The sequence below is a fragment of the Aeromonas sp. QDB56 genome (assembly GCF_027705505.1).
GTDB classification, from domain to species: Bacteria; Pseudomonadota; Gammaproteobacteria; order Enterobacterales; family Aeromonadaceae; genus Aeromonas; species Aeromonas caviae.
In genome coordinates, this window is record NZ_JAPDBZ010000007.1 from 50,714 (window position 1) to 65,723 (window position 15,010).

The 15,010-nt window shown below is 60.7% G+C and carries 13 protein-coding genes and 1 pseudogene; 9 read left to right on the forward strand and 5 right to left on the reverse strand.

Going from position 1 to position 15,010, the window contains the following annotated elements:
• Positions 1–12: 12 nt before the first annotated feature.
• A complete protein-coding gene (gene lptM / locus OKB81_RS02280) occupies positions 13–213 on the reverse strand; it encodes an LPS translocon maturation chaperone LptM (RefSeq protein WP_010672699.1) in 201 nt (66 codons plus the stop codon).
• Between the two features lie 73 nt (positions 214–286).
• Between lptM and cyaY the strand changes: the two genes are divergently transcribed.
• Complete coding sequence (gene cyaY, locus OKB81_RS02285) at positions 287–601, forward strand: iron donor protein CyaY (protein WP_010672698.1); 315 nt, start codon at positions 287–289, stop codon at positions 599–601.
• Positions 598–1,251 carry an alpha/beta hydrolase gene (locus tag OKB81_RS02290; RefSeq protein WP_103259395.1) on the forward strand — a complete coding sequence of 218 codons (654 nt, stop codon included), beginning with the start codon at positions 598–600 and terminating at the stop codon, positions 1,249–1,251. The genes cyaY and OKB81_RS02290 overlap by 4 nt, the downstream gene beginning before the upstream one ends.
• A 186-nt stretch (positions 1,252–1,437) precedes the next feature.
• Here OKB81_RS02290 and OKB81_RS02295 read toward each other — a convergent pair whose 3' ends face one another.
• Complete coding sequence (locus OKB81_RS02295; RefSeq protein ID WP_109112266.1) at positions 1,438–3,957, reverse strand: class I adenylate cyclase; 2,520 nt, start codon at positions 3,955–3,957, stop codon at positions 1,438–1,440.
• A gap of 322 nt (positions 3,958–4,279) precedes the next feature.
• Between OKB81_RS02295 and hemC the strand changes: the two genes are divergently transcribed.
• The 6 genes and pseudogenes from hemC to OKB81_RS02325 form a co-directional block, all read left to right on the forward strand.
• On the forward strand, positions 4,280–5,209 hold the full coding sequence (hemC, locus tag OKB81_RS02300) for a hydroxymethylbilane synthase (RefSeq protein WP_160836842.1): 930 nt from the start codon (positions 4,280–4,282) through the stop codon (positions 5,207–5,209).
• A 46-nt stretch (positions 5,210–5,255) separates the two neighbouring features.
• Positions 5,256–5,990: a uroporphyrinogen-III synthase gene (locus OKB81_RS02305; RefSeq protein ID WP_160836832.1), complete on the forward strand. Its 735-nt coding sequence runs from the start codon at positions 5,256–5,258 to the stop codon at positions 5,988–5,990.
• Positions 5,987–7,063 carry a uroporphyrinogen-III C-methyltransferase gene (locus tag OKB81_RS02310; protein ID WP_039039811.1) on the forward strand — a complete coding sequence of 359 codons (1,077 nt, stop codon included), beginning with the start codon at positions 5,987–5,989 and terminating at the stop codon, positions 7,061–7,063. The genes OKB81_RS02305 and OKB81_RS02310 overlap by 4 nt, the downstream gene beginning before the upstream one ends.
• Before the next feature lie 10 nt (positions 7,064–7,073).
• The gene (locus OKB81_RS02315; protein WP_069785406.1) at positions 7,074–8,237 is read left to right on the forward strand and encodes a heme biosynthesis HemY N-terminal domain-containing protein; all 1,164 of its coding nucleotides are present in this window, start codon (positions 7,074–7,076) and stop codon (positions 8,235–8,237) included.
• Between the two features lie 58 nt (positions 8,238–8,295).
• Complete coding sequence (locus tag OKB81_RS02320) at positions 8,296–8,430, forward strand: hypothetical protein (RefSeq protein ID WP_010672691.1); 135 nt, start codon at positions 8,296–8,298, stop codon at positions 8,428–8,430.
• A pseudogene (locus OKB81_RS02325) lies at positions 8,412–8,806 on the forward strand (integrase core domain-containing protein); the annotation flags it as partial. The gene OKB81_RS02320 and the pseudogene OKB81_RS02325, both read left to right, overlap by 19 nt.
• Before the next feature lie 74 nt (positions 8,807–8,880).
• Here OKB81_RS02325 and pmbA read toward each other — a convergent pair.
• The gene (gene pmbA / locus OKB81_RS02330; protein ID WP_109112262.1) at positions 8,881–10,224 is read right to left on the reverse strand and encodes a metalloprotease PmbA; all 1,344 of its coding nucleotides are present in this window, start codon (positions 10,222–10,224) and stop codon (positions 8,881–8,883) included.
• Positions 10,225–10,338: 114 nt separating this feature from the next.
• Between pmbA and yjgA the strand changes: the two genes are divergently transcribed.
• On the forward strand, positions 10,339–10,863 hold the full coding sequence (yjgA, locus tag OKB81_RS02335) for a ribosome biogenesis factor YjgA (protein ID WP_010672689.1): 525 nt from the start codon (positions 10,339–10,341) through the stop codon (positions 10,861–10,863).
• An 86-nt stretch (positions 10,864–10,949) separates the two neighbouring features.
• Here yjgA and OKB81_RS02340 read toward each other — a convergent pair whose 3' ends face one another.
• Positions 10,950–14,033, reverse strand: a complete 3,084-nt coding sequence (locus OKB81_RS02340) for a transglycosylase domain-containing protein (RefSeq protein WP_160836834.1) — start codon at positions 14,031–14,033, stop codon at positions 10,950–10,952.
• 213 nt (positions 14,034–14,246) lie between these two features.
• Positions 14,247–14,564, reverse strand: a complete 318-nt coding sequence (tmaR, locus tag OKB81_RS02345; protein ID WP_010672687.1) for a PTS system regulator TmaR — start codon at positions 14,562–14,564, stop codon at positions 14,247–14,249.
• Positions 14,565–15,010 lie beyond the last annotated feature (446 nt).

The window sequence follows — 15,010 nt, forward strand, 5'->3', positions numbered from 1 at the left end:
TTCCTTCCTAGATTATTGCGGCGCGGCCTCTGAGGCCGGTGTAGCGGTCGCAGGCGAGGCGGCTTGCGGTGTACTCTCTGTCTTGGGCTGTGTCTGCTCTGCAGGTGCGGGCTGTTCGGCCGGCGGCATGTAGAGCGGCCCCGTCAGGCCACAGGCGGCCAACCCGAGCGACAGCGACGCGGCAAACAGGCACTTGGTGAACTGGGTAATCATAATGGTTCGCTGCGAAAAAATTTTTGGCCCTCTATAATCGCACTCACATTGTTAAAAGCAACAGGATAAACCGATGAAGGATCACGAGTATCACGCCCTGACCGACGCCTTTTTCCAGTATGTGGAAGACACCATCGACGAGGGGTATCCGGATATCGACTGCGAACGCGCCGGCGGGGTGCTGACCCTGAGCTTCGAGAACAAGACCAAGGTCATCATCAACAAGCAGGAGCCCCTGCATCAGATCTGGGTCGCCACCCGGGAGAACGGCTTCCACTTCGAGCTGCGCGGTGACAGCTGGATCGACAACCGCTTCGGCGACGAGCTCAAGGCCCTGCTGACCCGGGCCTGCACCACCCAGGCCGGCGAGCCCGTGGTCTTCTCATGACGGATCTGCATCCCGAAGGTGCCCGCCATGCGGTGATCTGGCTGCACGGGCTGGGGGACTCCGGCGCAGGCCTCGCCCCCCTGGTGGAGGCGCTGGCCCTGCCCGCCGACCTGCCCGTCCGCCATCTGCTGCCGGATGCGCCCGAACGCCCCATCACCATCAACATGGGCTACCGGATGCGCGGCTGGTACGACATCAAGAGCTTCGAGGATCCGGCGGATCGCGCCGTGGAGTCCCATGTCAGGGAGTCAGCGGCCCGTATCGCCTCGCTGATCGAACAGTTGGTGGCCGAGGGTTTCGCCCCCGAGCGCATCGTGCTGGCCGGCTTCTCCCAGGGGGGCGTCATCGCCTCCTTCACCGCCCTGCGCCATCCGGTGCCATTGGCAGGCCTGCTCTGCATGTCCACCTACCTGGCTGCGCCCAACACCCTGCCCGGCGAGATGAGCGAGGCGGCCCGCGCCCTGCCCATCTGCTACATGCACGGCATCTATGACGACGTGGTGAACCTCTCCATGGGCTGGGACGCCAAGAACCGGCTGGAAGCGGTGGGACTCAGCCCCGAGTGGCACGAATACCCCATGCGCCACGAGATCTGCCGCCCCCAGCTGGGCGACATTCGCAGCTGGTTACTGGCCCGCCTCGGCGCCTGATTGTCGGCTCACGGGTAAGACAACGGCCTGCATCAGCAGGCCGTTTGCTTTCATCTCTGACGGCGATGCTCGACGGCATCCCCCACGGGCTGCGGCCCCCTCCACGCCTGATTCCCGTACCACGGATAGGACAACGGCCTGCATCAGCAGGCCGTTTGCCATCTTGCCGGTGCTGTTATCAGCACATCACCCTACTTCCCGCGCCGCGCCTGGGGTGTCCCGCTGCGGGCTCTGGCTGCGGTAGGGGATCACATCGAGTTTGTCACCCACCTGCACGATTTCGTAGTACTGGGGCAGGTTGAAGTTGCTGAACTGACCCGCATTGCTGAATCGCTCGTGACCCGAGGTGTAGAACCGGTTCACCCCCTGTACCAGTTCGTCCTTGTTGCCGGCGAAGTGCTGGTAGATCTCCACCCGGTTCGCCTCGTCCAGGATATAGATGTTGGTGCCTGCATCCCGGGTATCGAAGAAGAACTGCACCAGCCCTTCGCTGGCGTAGGCGTCGACAATGCCGGGCAGGTGCTGGCTGTGAGTCTTGTCGAGGCGCAGCGGCAGGTGATCCAGCTTGTTGTGGGAGATGTGACGGTAAAAATCGATGGCGTTTTCCAGCTTCTTGACCGACACCCCGCGCCGCTCGAAGAAGATGCCGTACTTTTCCTTGCCGAGCGCCAGCGTCTTGACCAACTGCTGCTTGTCCCGGGCCAGGCGCAACTCGATGCATTCAGCCACAAGCTGCTGGAAGCGGGTGCGCACCAGGGAGCGGAAGTGCTGGCTGTAGCAGAACACCTCGATCATCTCGGGGGCCGCAGCGTCTTGGTGCATCTTGCCGAGGATGGTGGTGAGGGCGTCCACCACGGCTTCCTCCCCCTCGAAGTGCAGGGTGCGGATCTCGCTCCAGGAGTTGCGATAGACGAGATCCACGGATCCCACCAGACACTCCTGGTTGCGACCGAACGAGAAGACATCGGCGGCGTTGGCATCGAACTCGATCACCTGCCCCACCCAGTGGCTGGACGGGTCCGTCTCCAGGTTCAGGAAGATGGAGAGCTGGCGGATCTCGCACGGCCGGCTCAGGGCCAGGTTGGTCGCGCGGGGATACTTGACCGGGAAGGTCCCGGAGAGATCGCGACAGAACTGATGCAGGTTGTCGATGTGCAGATCCGAGCCCTGGTTGAACAGGTGCACCCGGGACTGGGGCGTCAGCAGGCCGTTGAAATAGGCCCAGGCCACCAGCTTGCTGATGTAGCCGTTATATTCGAGCGGCGCCCGGCCGATGATGTCGGCGGGTTCGAGAGAATGCTTGTAGAGATACCAGCCGGCGCGATTCAGGCGGCCGTGGGGTACCTGTACCAGGCTGAGATCCGGCTCGCCGAGATCCGGCGCAATCTTGAGGTTGATGCGCTGCACCTTGCCCGGCAGGCTCTCGAATGCGGCATAGAGCTTGCGCGACAGGATGCCGATGTCTTCCGGGTTGATGGACTCGCTGATGTTGTTGCGCCGGGCGAACTGGATGAGATTGCGGTAGCTCTGCATCAGAGCCTCCAGCAACTCGGCGTAGGCCACCTTGACGTCCTCCACCTTCCACTCCTGGCGGTGATCAAGGTGGTAAAGGCGCTCCGGACTCCAGCCCCAGTAGGCCACCAGCTGGGCCATCTGCTCCCGGCGCCAGTCCGGGGAGTGATCTTCCTTGGGATGGCTCAGCCCGTCGCACACCTTCAGATAGAAGCAGCGACGCACCAGATCGAGGCGCTGCATGTCGCCGATGGACTTGAGGTAGTTGGTCACCTTGTCCAGCATCAGGCAGTAGTTGTCGAGGCGGTAGTGCATCCCCTCGTTGTGCTGGAACCAGTCGCGACTGGTCACCGACAGCAGCCGGGTGTTGGGATACTCGTGGGAGTAGGCCTCCATCAGCACCGACTTGAGCACCGCCTTGTAGGGGGAGTCGATCCCCTTGTAGAGCTGCCACAGGGCGGAGCCGAAATACTCCTCGGCAGGAATGCGATCAAAGCCGCCGAGATCGAGCCAGTCATCCTGGCTCAACTTGCCGTGGGCAAACAGGCCGTTGACGTAGTCGTCGTAGTGGTCGTCATACTCGCTGGGCACCAGATACCAGAGCAGCCGCTTGCCGGCGATGTGCATGGCGCTGCGGTAGAACTCGTCGAGAAGCAGCAGGTGCTGGGCGCTGCCGCAGCTCTCCCCCTGCATCTGGGCATCGTTGCGCTGACGGAACTTGTCTTCGGGGATCAGGAAGAAGTTGAGATCGACCCCCCGCTGCTCCGCCCACATGGAGAGGTGCTGGCACTTCTGTTCCAGCAGGGCGAGGCGCTCGCTCGACAGACCGGCCACATGACAGACCCAGATGTCGAGATCCGAGTGGCAGCACTGACCGATGGAGGAGGTGCTCCCCATGGAGTAGAGGCCCTGAATGGACTTGTCGTGGGTACTGAGACCGCCCTGGCAGTTGGCGTTCTGGCAGAGATCCTGGATGAAGGCCTGCTGGGCCTCGTTGGCGACAAAACTCCAGATACCATGAGGCACATCCCCTGCCACATAACCGGGCAACAGGGGGTGATTGAAGTGCAGCATGACAGGCAGCAAGTGGAAAACCTGCTGCCCGTAGCGACTCATGAGATCCAGCGCTCGTTGCGTCTTGAGACGATTGAGTTCGTCGTAGCGCGCCACCAGCGTGTCGAGTTTAACCAGCAATGCCCTACCTATGGGGAAGAGAAATGACGCACCAAAACGGGGAGACGTCAAAAAAGTGTGATCATGTTAACAATGCAAACAGCAGTGGTAAACAAGCCCGCACACAATCACCGGATTATTTCTGACCCCGTTCGTAACGGTATCAGCGGAAAGCAATAAAATTACTTGTTTTCAATAACTTAAAATCAATTATTGGCTGAATGAAAATAATTTTCAGCCCCCGTTTTTGAGCTTGGCCCCGCTTTTGCGGGCTGCGCCATGAAAGCCCCTGCAAAGGGTGGTAAGATCGTTTTCCTCTCAAAAGATGAAACAACTGATTGATATGGCAGCCCGAACCCTGAGAATTGCCACTCGAAAGAGCCCACTGGCCCTGTGGCAGGCCAATTTTGTGAAAGATCGGCTGGAGGCACTCCATCCGGATCTGCAGGTCGAACTGGTGCCCATGAGCACCCAGGGTGACAAGATCCTCGACACCCCCCTCGCCAAGGTCGGCGGCAAGGGGTTGTTCGTCAAGGAACTGGAGACTGCCATGCTGGAAGGGCGTGCCGACATCGCTGTCCACTCCATGAAAGACGTACCTGTGGAGTTCCCCGACGGACTCGGCCTGCACACCATCTGTGAGCGCGAAGACCCGCGTGATGCCTTTGTTTCCAACTATTTCAACCAGATAGACGAGCTGCCTCAAGGGGCCGTGGTCGGCACCTCCAGCCTGCGCCGTCAGTGCCAGCTGCGCGCTGCGCGCCCTGATCTCGTGATCCGCGACCTGCGGGGCAACGTCAACACCCGCCTCGCCAAGCTGGATGCCGGTGATTATGACGCCATCATCCTGGCCGCCGCCGGCCTGAAACGACTGGAGATGGCCCATCGTATCGCCGCCTTCATCGAGCCCGAGCAGAGCCTGCCCGCCAACGGCCAGGGGGCGGTCGGCATCGAATGCCGCCTCGACGATCACGAGCTGCACGCCCTGCTGGCGCCGCTCGAACACCCCGAGACCCGCATCCGGGTGCTGACCGAGCGCGCCATGAACCGCGCCCTGCAAGGGGGCTGTCAGGTGCCTATCGGGGCCTATGCCCTGGTACAGGGAGAAGAGGTATGGCTGCGCGGCCTGGTGGGCAGCCCGGATGGCAGCCGCGTCATTCGCGACGAGATCCGCGGCCCCCTGGCAGAAGGCGAGGCACTGGGCCACACCCTGGCCCAGCGCCTGCTGGCCGCCGGCGCCGACGTCATCCTGGCCGAGGTCTACCGGGCATGAGTGCAGCACAGCCAGGTTCGCGGTCATCTGCTCGGAGCGCCCCCTGATGGTCCCCCTGGTGGTGCGCCCGGCCGCCCAGGCCAACCAGCTGGTGCAGATGCTGCACCAGCTGGGTCACGCACCGCTCTGCTGTCCGTTGCTGGAAACCCGGCCGGGATGCGACCTCCCTCACCTGGGTGACATGCTGCGGGAGGCGGACCTCGTTATCGCCGTCAGCATGCATGCCGTTCATTTTACACATCATTTTCTGTTGCAAACTGGTCAGACCTGGCCACATATTGATTACTTTGCAGTCGGCCAGGCGAGTGCGGATGCCTTCGCCGAGGCGGGCATCCAGGCCCTGTGCCCGGCCGATCCCCGCAGCGAAGGGCTGCTGGCCCTGCCGGCACTGCAAAGGGTGAGTGGCCGCCGGGTGCTGATCCTGCGCGGCAACGACGGGCGGGATCTCATCGCCCGGACGCTGGCCTCACGGGGCGCACTGGTGCACTATTGTGCCACCTACGAGCGCCACTACCCCGATCTTGACGGGGATGCATTGACCCGCCACTGGCAGGCAGCCGGGCTCGACAGCCTGCTCATCACCAGTGGCGAATTGTTGCAGCGGTTGCTGGCCCTGGTGCCCGGCCCGCAGCACCCCTGGCTTTATGACCGCCTGCTGGTGGTGCCCAGTCCCCGGGTGGCCGAGATGGCAGAAGGGGCTGGTTTTACCCGTATCGTGATTGCCCAAGGTGCATCCAACCAGGCTCTGGTGGCCGCCCTGGAACTGAGGAAGATGGAATGACTGAACAGCAAGAAGTCCAGCCGAGTGCCGCGGCCACCGTGGCCGACAACAACAAGCCCGCGCCCGGAACGACAGGGAGCAAGAAGGGCAGCTCTGGCACCGTGCTTGGCGGCATCGCCATCCTGCTGGCCCTGGGGCTGGCCGGTGGTCTCTATGTGCACGGACACCAGAACGCCGTTGCCCAGCAGGCCGAACTGGTAGCCCTCAAGCAGCAACTGGCCGACGCCATGACCAGGATTGATCAGGGCAGCAGCAAGGATGCCGAACAGATCGGAGCCCTCGGCAAGAGCCAGCAGCAGTTGCAGGAGGCGCTGGACGCCTTGCAGACCAAGGTGCTGGATCTGGACGACAAGCGCCCCAATGACTGGATGCTGGCCGAATCCGAATACCTGGTGCGCATGGCGGGCCGCAAGCTGTGGCTCGAACACGACATCGTCTCCGCCATCACATTGCTCGGCAACGCCGACGAGCGCATCAAGGCGCTCAACGACCCCAGCCTGATGCCCATTCGCAAGGCGCTGGCGGAAGACATCGCCAAGCTCAAGGGGATGCCACGGGTCGATCGCGAGGGGTTGACCCTGAAGCTGGCCGCCCTCTCGGACCAGATCGAGCTGCTGCCCCTCTCCACCGTCAGCATGCCGGAAGCCAAGAGCGAGCCCGACCAGACCGTCAGCACCAACCCGGACGAGTGGCAGAGCAACCTGAAGAAGAACTGGGTCAAGTTCACCGAAAACTTCATCACCATCCGTCGCCGCGATGGCGCCGTGGAAGCCCTGCTCTCCCCGCAGCAGGAGATCTTCCTGCGGGAGAACCTCAAGACCAAGCTGCTGCAGGCCCAGCTCGCCGTCTATCGTGAACAGCAGTCCCTCTATGTCGACAGCCTGGAGAAGGCCCAGCGCTGGCTGACCCAGTATTTCGATGCCGACAACAGCGCCACCCAGTACATGCAGTCCGAGCTCGACAAGCTCAAAGGCGAGCAGATCCAGTTTGACTACCCGGATCAGTTCAAGACCCAGACCATGCTGGAACAGGTGCTGACCGAACGCCTGCAACGCATCCTGGCCGGCAACTGAGGAGGAGACCATGATTCGTCTGATCGTCATAGTCGCCGTGATGGTGGCGGGCCTCATCTTCGGTCCCGAAGCCTCCGGCAACAAGGGTTATGTGCTCATCTCGCTGGGCAACTACACGGTGGAATCCTCGGTCACCAGCGCGGTGATCCTGGCGGTGCTGTTCTACGGCGCCCTGCTCATCGTGGAATGGGTGCTGGCCCGCCTGTTCGGCCTGCGCCGCAAGACCCAGGGCTGGTTCGGCTCCCGCCGCCGCCGCAAGGCCAACCTGCAAACCGTCAATGCCACCCTGGCCATGGCCGAGGGGCACTACAACCAGGCCGAGAAGCTCCTCATCAAGGGCGCAGACAACAGCGACACCCCGCTGCTCAACTACCTGAGCGCCGCCCGGGTGGCCCAGGCCCGGGGCGATGACGTGCGCCGGGATCACTACCTGCAGAAAGCTCAGGAAGAGAACCCCAAGGCAGAGCTGGCACTGACCCTGATCCAGACCCAGTTGCAGATTGAGCAGGGCCAGTACGACAGCGCCCTCGGTCGCCTCGAGTCCATCTATGCCCTCAACCCGCGCCACCCCATGGTGCTGGATCAGCTGCGTCAGGTGTATCTGGCCCGTGAAGACTGGGCGGCCCTCATCGATCTCGCCCCTGCCCTGCGCAAGGTGGGCAAGCTGACCGCCCAGCAGGAAGAGACCCTGCTGCACCAGGCGTGGTGCGGTCGTCTGGAGGCCGCCAGCGGTTCCCTCGACACCCTGCGCACGGTCTGGCAGGGACTGCCCCGCAAACAGCGCCAGGATCCCGTGTTGCTGGCCAGTTACGGGGATCGCCTGCGCCGATTGGGGGCCGATGCCGAAGCCGCCGATCTCTGGCTGGAGGCCCTGCGCAAGGATCCCTCCCCCGAGCTGTTCGCCCGCCTGCCCAAGCTCAAACTGGACGACTACCAGCCCATGCTGACCCTGCTCAGAAAGATCCAGGATCAGCCTGGCGCCGAAGCCGCGCTGGCCCGGGTCTGCCTGCTGGCCGGCCAACTGGACGACGCCCAGCGCCTGCTGGAGCAGGAAGTGGCGAAGGCGCCGGATGCCGCCCTCTACCACGCCCTCGGCCAGGTGATGGACAAGCGCCGCCTGACCAACAAGGCCAACGAGTACTACCGCCAGGCATTGCAGCTGGCCGACGTCTGATCGGCGCATCTGCCTGAATATGGTTTGCATCTTCTCCTCCGAATAGATGGAGATCTCGATGGGACAGGGCGTAAACGAACACAACACAATTACTCTGATTTTTAAACTGGCCCTGGTCGAGCAGATTGAAGAAGGCAAGCTCACCTATAAACAGACGCAGACGCGTTATGACACTCAGGGCCGCTCTACCTGAGCTAGGTGACGGACACCTGCTCACGCAAAATAGTGGCAACTAAGAGATGAATGCCGAGTCGATGGTGATCGAGAAAACACTGAAGCAACAACGTGACCACGGAAAGCTTATTCATCATTCGGACCACCAGGTGCAGTATTGTTCGGGGTTGTATCAGTCATTGCATGAACAACACGGGGTCAAATGCTTGATGACAGATACTCATAACTGTCACCAAAATGCACTGAGATCTTGAAAAGAGAGTCACTGCTGCAAAGCCTGCAGAGGCTGGCGCAGGCGGGGAAAAGTGCGAAAGGCAGTGGATACTTATAACCTGGAGCAACCGCATCAGGCATTGAAATACAGAACCCCTGATGTGACGCATCGGGGGTTCTGAGTGCTAAAAGCTAGCTGAAAATGTGTAGACCTATCTCAGGACTAGACACCATAGTCCAGATCGGACGGAGGGGATCAGTGCCCCGCCAGTTTCATCTGCTCGACCAGTACGGAGCCGGTCTTGAGGCTGGAACGCTCATCCTCATCACTACCCACCGCCACGATATGGCTGAACATGTCGGCCAGATTGCCAGCAATGGTGATCTCCTCCACCGGATAGAGGATCTCGCCATTTTCAACCCAGAAACCGGCTGCGCCGCGGGAGTAATCACCATTGACGATGTTGACCCCCTGCCCCATCAGCTCGGTCACCAGCAGGCCGGTACCCATCTCCTTGAGCATGCCCTGGAAGTCCTGGCCGGTATTGGAAACCTGCCAGTTATGGATACCCCCGGCATGGCCCGTGGTGGTCAGGCCCAGTTTGCGGGCGGAGTAGGAGGTGAGCAGCCAGCTCATCAGCTCGCCGTTGCGGATGATGTCCATGTCGCGGGTGCGAACCCCTTCCCCGTCGAACGGGGTGCTGGCATGTCCTCCCGGCAAGTGGGGGAACTCCTGGATGGTGAGCCACTCGGGCAGGATCTGCTTGCCCAGTTTGTCCAGCAGGAAGCTCGACTTGCGATAGAGGTTGCCCCCGCTGATGGCCATCACCAGATGGCCCCACAGACCGGCAGCGGTATCGGGGTGGAACAGCACAGGGGCATGGCGGGTGCTGATCTTGCGAGCCCCCAGGCGGGAAACAGTGCGCTCCACCGCCTCGTCAGCGATGCGCTGGGGGCTCCACAGCCCGTCCAGGGAGCGGCTGGAGGAGTAGCCGTAGTCGCGCTGCATGTCGCCATCCTGCTCGCCGATCAGTACGCAGCTCAGGGAGTTGCGCGATGCAGCATAGCCTTTGACGAAGCCGTGGCTGTTGCCATAAACCTTGACGCCCAGGTGGCTGGAGAAACTGGCTCCGTCAGAGTGCTTGATGCGGGCATCCCGTCCCAGGGCCAGCCGCTCGCACTCGATGGCCAGCGCGATGCCACGCTGGGGATCCAGCTCGATTTGGTGGCACAGTTGCAGGTCCGGGGCATCCCAGGCCAGCAGATCCGCATCCGCAAGACCGGCGCAGTCATCGGGAGAGGTGTGGCGGGCGATCTCCATGGCCGCTTCCACGGCGGCGCGAATGGCCGGCTTGGTCAGATCCGTGGTGGAGGAGGACCCCTTGCAACCATCGCGATAGACGGCGATGCCGAGTGCGCCATCCTTGTTGAATTCGATGCTTTCCAGCTCGCAGCCCCGGGTGTTCACCGAGAGGCCGGTCTGTTTGCTGATGGAGACTTCGGCAAGCCCGGCGCCCAGCCCTTTCGCTATCTCAAGGGCCTCGGCGACCACGGCCTCGAGATGGGATTGATCCTGGCGGATTTGATCTTGCTGGTCCATAACTCACATCTGTATGAAGGGAAGGAAAGGGGCTAAGCATATCAGACCCCTGCGCCCAGCGGGAGAAGCTGGTAACATATCCGCCAAACGTGAATGACAGGAATACAGAGACCGATGAGTCAATATCAAGACGACAACGAGTGGGAAGACTGGGGCCCCAGCAAGAGCCAGCTCAAGCGTGATGCCGAGGCCTTGCAGAAGATGGGGGAAGAGATCGTCTCCCTAAGTCACAGCGAGCTGGAGAAGATCCCCCTGGATGAAGAGCTCGCCGAAGCGGTCGAGCTGGGTCGCAAGCTCAAGCCGAAGAAGGATGAGTCCTTCCGTCGCCATCTCCAGTTCATCGGCCGTCTGATGCGTAGCCGCGATGTGGCCCCCATTGAAGAGGCCCTCTCCATCATCAAGATGCGTCACTCCACCGTGAACGCCCGCCTGCACCGCCTCGAACAGTGGCGCGAGCGGCTGATCACCGAAGGCGACAGCGCCCTTAACGAGCTGATGTCCCAGTTCCACGAGCTGGATCGCCAGAAGCTGCGTCAGCTGATCCGCACCGCTAACAAGGAACGGGAGCTGAACAAGCCGCCGGTAGCCTATCGCGAGATGTACCAGTACCTGCGCGGTGAAATTGAAGATCTGTTGTAAGTGATGACTCACGTCCGCCTCAGGGCGGCGTGCAGTACACAATCAAACGGGGCCGCAATGGCCCCGTTTTTTCATACGCTATCCGCTCAGCTGCCCGCCACGCACTGGGTGTGAGTAGCGGGTTGCAGATAGGGGACCAGCAGGGGGGCCATCCCCTTGAGCACCTGTACAGGCAGCGCCGACGTGAAGCGGAACTTGTCGGACTGGCTGCCGGGTACATAGGCCGTCAGCGTGCCGAAGTGATCATCCCCGATGTAGAAGACGAAAGTCGCAGTCCGGTTGCGAGCCAGTGAACTGGTCACATTGCCGTAGCGACCCACCGTCTCGATCCGGTTGTCCCCGGTCCCCGTCTTGCCCCCCAGGGCCAGGACAGTACCATCCTGCAAGGCGAAGGCCCCGGCGATGCGCCGCGCCGTCCCCCCTTCCACCACCTTGGAGAGTGCATTGCGCAAGGCGTTGGCCACCTCGGCAGGCATCACCCGTGCCCCCTGGGTGTTCGCCGGCTCAAAGACGGTGGCGAAGGGGGTCCCCTTGGCAAAGGAGAGGTGCTCGATGCGCAGGGTCGGCGCACGAATGCCGCCGTTCTGGATGATCCCCATCAGCTCGGCCAACGCAGCAGGACGATCGCCCGAGCTGCCCAGTGCGGTCGCCAGGGACGGAACCAGGTGATCGAACGGGTAGCCCAGGCGAGCCCAGCGCTGATGGATGTCGAGGAAGGCCTCAACCTCCAGCATGGTGCGGATCCGGCTATCCCGGGCACTGCGATGACGGGTCTTGAACAGCCAGCTGTAGACCTCCTGACGCTCGTCACGGCTGGCGGTTACCGCATCGGTAAAGGTGGCCTTGTCAAACTCCTTGAGATAGGCAAGCAACCACAGCTCAAGTGGATGTACCCGTGCGATATAACCTTGATCCGGCAGAGAATATTTGCCAGGGCCGTAATTGGTATAGAGCTGCTCGATGCGCTTCTCGGTCAATTTCTCCCGCGGCAGGCGCTTGGCCAGGAAAGCGGCAAAGTCGGCCTGGGAGGCTTCCGGCATCAGATAGCGATGCACGGCGGCGAGACGCACCGCGCTGGGTTTGAGACCATCGAGGAAGGTATCGAGCTGCTCTTCTGCACTCTTGCCACGATATTTGCGCCAGAACCTCAGCAGGTAGGTCTGGCCCTCCTTGTCAGCAAACTTGGCCAGGTACTCGGTACGGCGAGGATCCCTGTCATCTTTCAACAACTGGGCACGATTTCCCTCCTTGTAGAGGCTGTAGCGGACGATGTCCCGCATCAAGCGCACGAAGGGCAGGTTGATGGATTCCCGCAGCGCATCGCGAATGGGCGGGATGCGACCGTTGTCTTCCTTGCGGAAGTTGTTGAAGGTGTGCATGCCACCGCCGGTAAAGAAGCCTTCATAGGGACTTGCGGAATACTTGCGGTCCAGTGCGGCCTCCAGCATCACCGGCAGGCTTCTGTCCTTGGCACTCATCAGATAGGCGATGGCCCAGCGGCTGATGTTGTCCTGATCGGACACTTCGATCTTTCGCAGGCTCTCCACCGGCATATTGCCGTAGCTGTCATGCAACTCGGTGACAATCTCGAGATAGGTGGTCAGCACCCGCAACTTGGCGGTGGATCCCAGTTCAAGCTTGCTGCCCTCGTTGATATCGAACGGCTGGTCGTTGTTGTCGGTCTGCACCCTCACCTTGACCCCTTCCGGCGTCTTCTCGAACAGGGTAAAGCTGTACTTCACATCACCCGTCTTCTCCGGCGAGAGCAGGCGCTCACCGAACAGGCCCACCTGGGCTGCGAATGCAGGGTCTGCCAGTTGCTGCAGATACCGTGACACCTCGTTCTGCAGCGGCATATTGAGGGTGGTGTTGGCCATCAGATCCATGCGATCCAGGTCATAAAGCTGCACCCCGAGCTGACGACTGAGACGAGTGCGAGCCACCTGCAGCCCCTTGTTGTTGTTGACTCGAGTGATGGCAGGTGCCTGCAGGAAATCGCGGAAGACCAGCTTGGCCTTGAGAGCCGACTCCATCAGGGGGGGGGTGATCATTCCCTCCTGCACGAAGAGTCGCAGATAGCTGTCTGTCAGGGTAGACAGTGCCTCTCTCCCCTGCGCCAGGTAATAGGAAGGACGGCGGTGGGCGATCATCAGAGAGACAACCTGGCGCAAGGCAAGGCCCTGCTCGGCCAGGGTAGAATCCTGGTTGCGAGCGGGATCCAGCAGTCGATTCACCTCATCGACATTGGCGCCAAACCAGACCCAGAGGCCATCACCGAGACCGTGCACCTCGCCATAACCGGGCGCCGCAGAGAGCGGGACCGAGTTGAGGTAGGCCCAGGCAACCAGCTTGCGGGCCTCCAGGGTCTCGGGCCCCAGCCGATAGGCACGAACGCTGGCCGAGACCATCTGGCGGATCTTCTCGGTCGGCGAAACGGTCAGTCCATCGGGAGAATGACGATACTTTTCCACCTGGGTCGCCAGGGTGCTGCCGCCAGCAGATTGATCCTGCATATCCAGCGCCTTGCCCACCTGAGACAGCGCCGCCTTGGCAAATCGCGGCCAGTCTACGGCCGGGTTGGCCAGCGGTTCCTTGTTGCTCAGGAGGTCACGGTTCTCGATAAACAGCAGAGACTGGATGACCAAGGGCGGTATGGCATTGAAATCCGGATAGTAATGAGTCGGATACTTGTACTGGTAGAATGGTTCTGCACGGCAGTCATAGAGTGTCAATCCTGCCTGGACCTTCTCGGTATAAGGCACGAAGAAACCGTGGCTGGCGTAGTTGTAGAGCGCATCGGAAAAACGGACCTGTTCGCTCACCAGGTAGCCACGCTGAACGAGACGTTCCTGGATCATGGGCATCAGCACATAACCGAGTCGCTTGTCGAACGGGCCGTCGTCGGGGAAGGCAATTTGCTTGCTGGGGCCGGGTTCGATCTGATAGGTCAGGGTGGCCGCATAGCGGGAGATCTCCTGTGACTGCAGTCGGGAGGTCTTCATTTCATAACCCACCAGGGCGATCACGGCAGCCAGACAAAGCAAGAAGATAAAACAGAACAACCAGCGCCACCAGGGTCGGCGTTTACGCTGTTGTTGCCCGTCCGCATTAGGTACGGATGAATCCTGAGATGCCACTTTATTTGAATCCGTCTGTTTTGATGCGCCCATATCAGCCCCACCATGGTTGCGCAATTTATTGTCTTTCAATCAAGCTTAGTCGTTTCAAGTCAAGGGCTTGAAATCTATTGACCGCTTTGCAGCGATGTTAACAGGGCGATTGTGAAAATGGGAGCCGATTGTTGCAACGCGGCAAGAGATCCGAGCTGCGGCATGAAAATGAAACACCGGCCAGAGGCCGGTGTTGACGAGAGCGGGGCGGGATTATTTGCTGGTGCTCATACTCTTCAGCTTGGTACTCAGCTCCTTGCGCTCCTTGGAAAGCTCGGCATTTTTGATGATATGGTCATCTACGCGCTCTTCATAGTCGGTCCGCATGTTGGCGATGATGGCCTGAACCTCGTCAATGCTCATGCCGGGCTTGATATAGTCACTCAGGTTGTCGAGCAACAGTACCCGCTTCTGGTTGTCACGGATCTTTTTCTCGTTGTCCGCAATTTCACGCTTGAGCTTGTTCTGACGACGGGACATACGCACATATTCCAGCACATCGTTGAAGGTTGACTTGTTTACTTGTTCCATATCGGTACCACTGAGTGAAGGTGAATGAAAACAGGCGGAGAGTCCCATACCAGAAAAAAACCGAAACCATGGCACGGGCAAACCCGGAATGCCCCTTACTCTACCGAGTTATGATTCAGATACAACCCCAATCGCAGCGCGGGCGGCGGGTTTAGACAGAACGGCTCCGACTGGGTTATTACGCTAAAAATGATGAAAACGGAGAGAGCCAACATGTGGGTTCAATGTGACCAGAGCAGGCGCAACTTTTCCGGTACGGGCAACAAGTGAACGTGAACGACGAACAGCACCATAGTGCCCGCTTGCCCTCCAGTGAGGGCTGAATTTCAGGCAATAAAAAACCCCGTTCGAGTGAGCGGGGTTTCTTGTATTGGGTGCCTGGCAGTGTCCTACTCTCGCATGGCGAATGCCACACTACCATCGGCGCTACAGCGTTTCACTTCTGA

What these genes read in the sequence shown, in the direction of transcription:
- lptM (WP_010672699.1), bottom strand. Translation starts at nt 213, where the DNA reads ATGATTACCCAGTTCACCAAGTGCCTGTTTGCCGCGTCGCTGTCGCTC.
- cyaY (WP_010672698.1), top strand. Translation starts at nt 287, where the DNA reads ATGAAGGATCACGAGTATCACGCCCTGACCGACGCCTTTTTCCAGTAT.
- OKB81_RS02290 (WP_103259395.1), top strand. Translation starts at nt 598, where the DNA reads ATGACGGATCTGCATCCCGAAGGTGCCCGCCATGCGGTGATCTGGCTG.
- hemC (WP_160836842.1), top strand. Translation starts at nt 4,280, where the DNA reads ATGGCAGCCCGAACCCTGAGAATTGCCACTCGAAAGAGCCCACTGGCC.
- OKB81_RS02305 (WP_160836832.1), top strand. Translation starts at nt 5,256, where the DNA reads ATGGTCCCCCTGGTGGTGCGCCCGGCCGCCCAGGCCAACCAGCTGGTG.
- OKB81_RS02310 (WP_039039811.1), top strand. Translation starts at nt 5,987, where the DNA reads ATGACTGAACAGCAAGAAGTCCAGCCGAGTGCCGCGGCCACCGTGGCC.
- OKB81_RS02315 (WP_069785406.1), top strand. Translation starts at nt 7,074, where the DNA reads ATGATTCGTCTGATCGTCATAGTCGCCGTGATGGTGGCGGGCCTCATC.
- OKB81_RS02320 (WP_010672691.1), top strand. Translation starts at nt 8,296, where the DNA reads ATGGGACAGGGCGTAAACGAACACAACACAATTACTCTGATTTTTAAA.
- pmbA (WP_109112262.1), bottom strand. Translation starts at nt 10,224, where the DNA reads ATGGACCAGCAAGATCAAATCCGCCAGGATCAATCCCATCTCGAGGCC.
- yjgA (WP_010672689.1), top strand. Translation starts at nt 10,339, where the DNA reads ATGAGTCAATATCAAGACGACAACGAGTGGGAAGACTGGGGCCCCAGC.
- OKB81_RS02340 (WP_160836834.1), bottom strand. Translation starts at nt 14,033, where the DNA reads ATGGGCGCATCAAAACAGACGGATTCAAATAAAGTGGCATCTCAGGAT.
- tmaR (WP_010672687.1), bottom strand. Translation starts at nt 14,564, where the DNA reads ATGGAACAAGTAAACAAGTCAACCTTCAACGATGTGCTGGAATATGTG.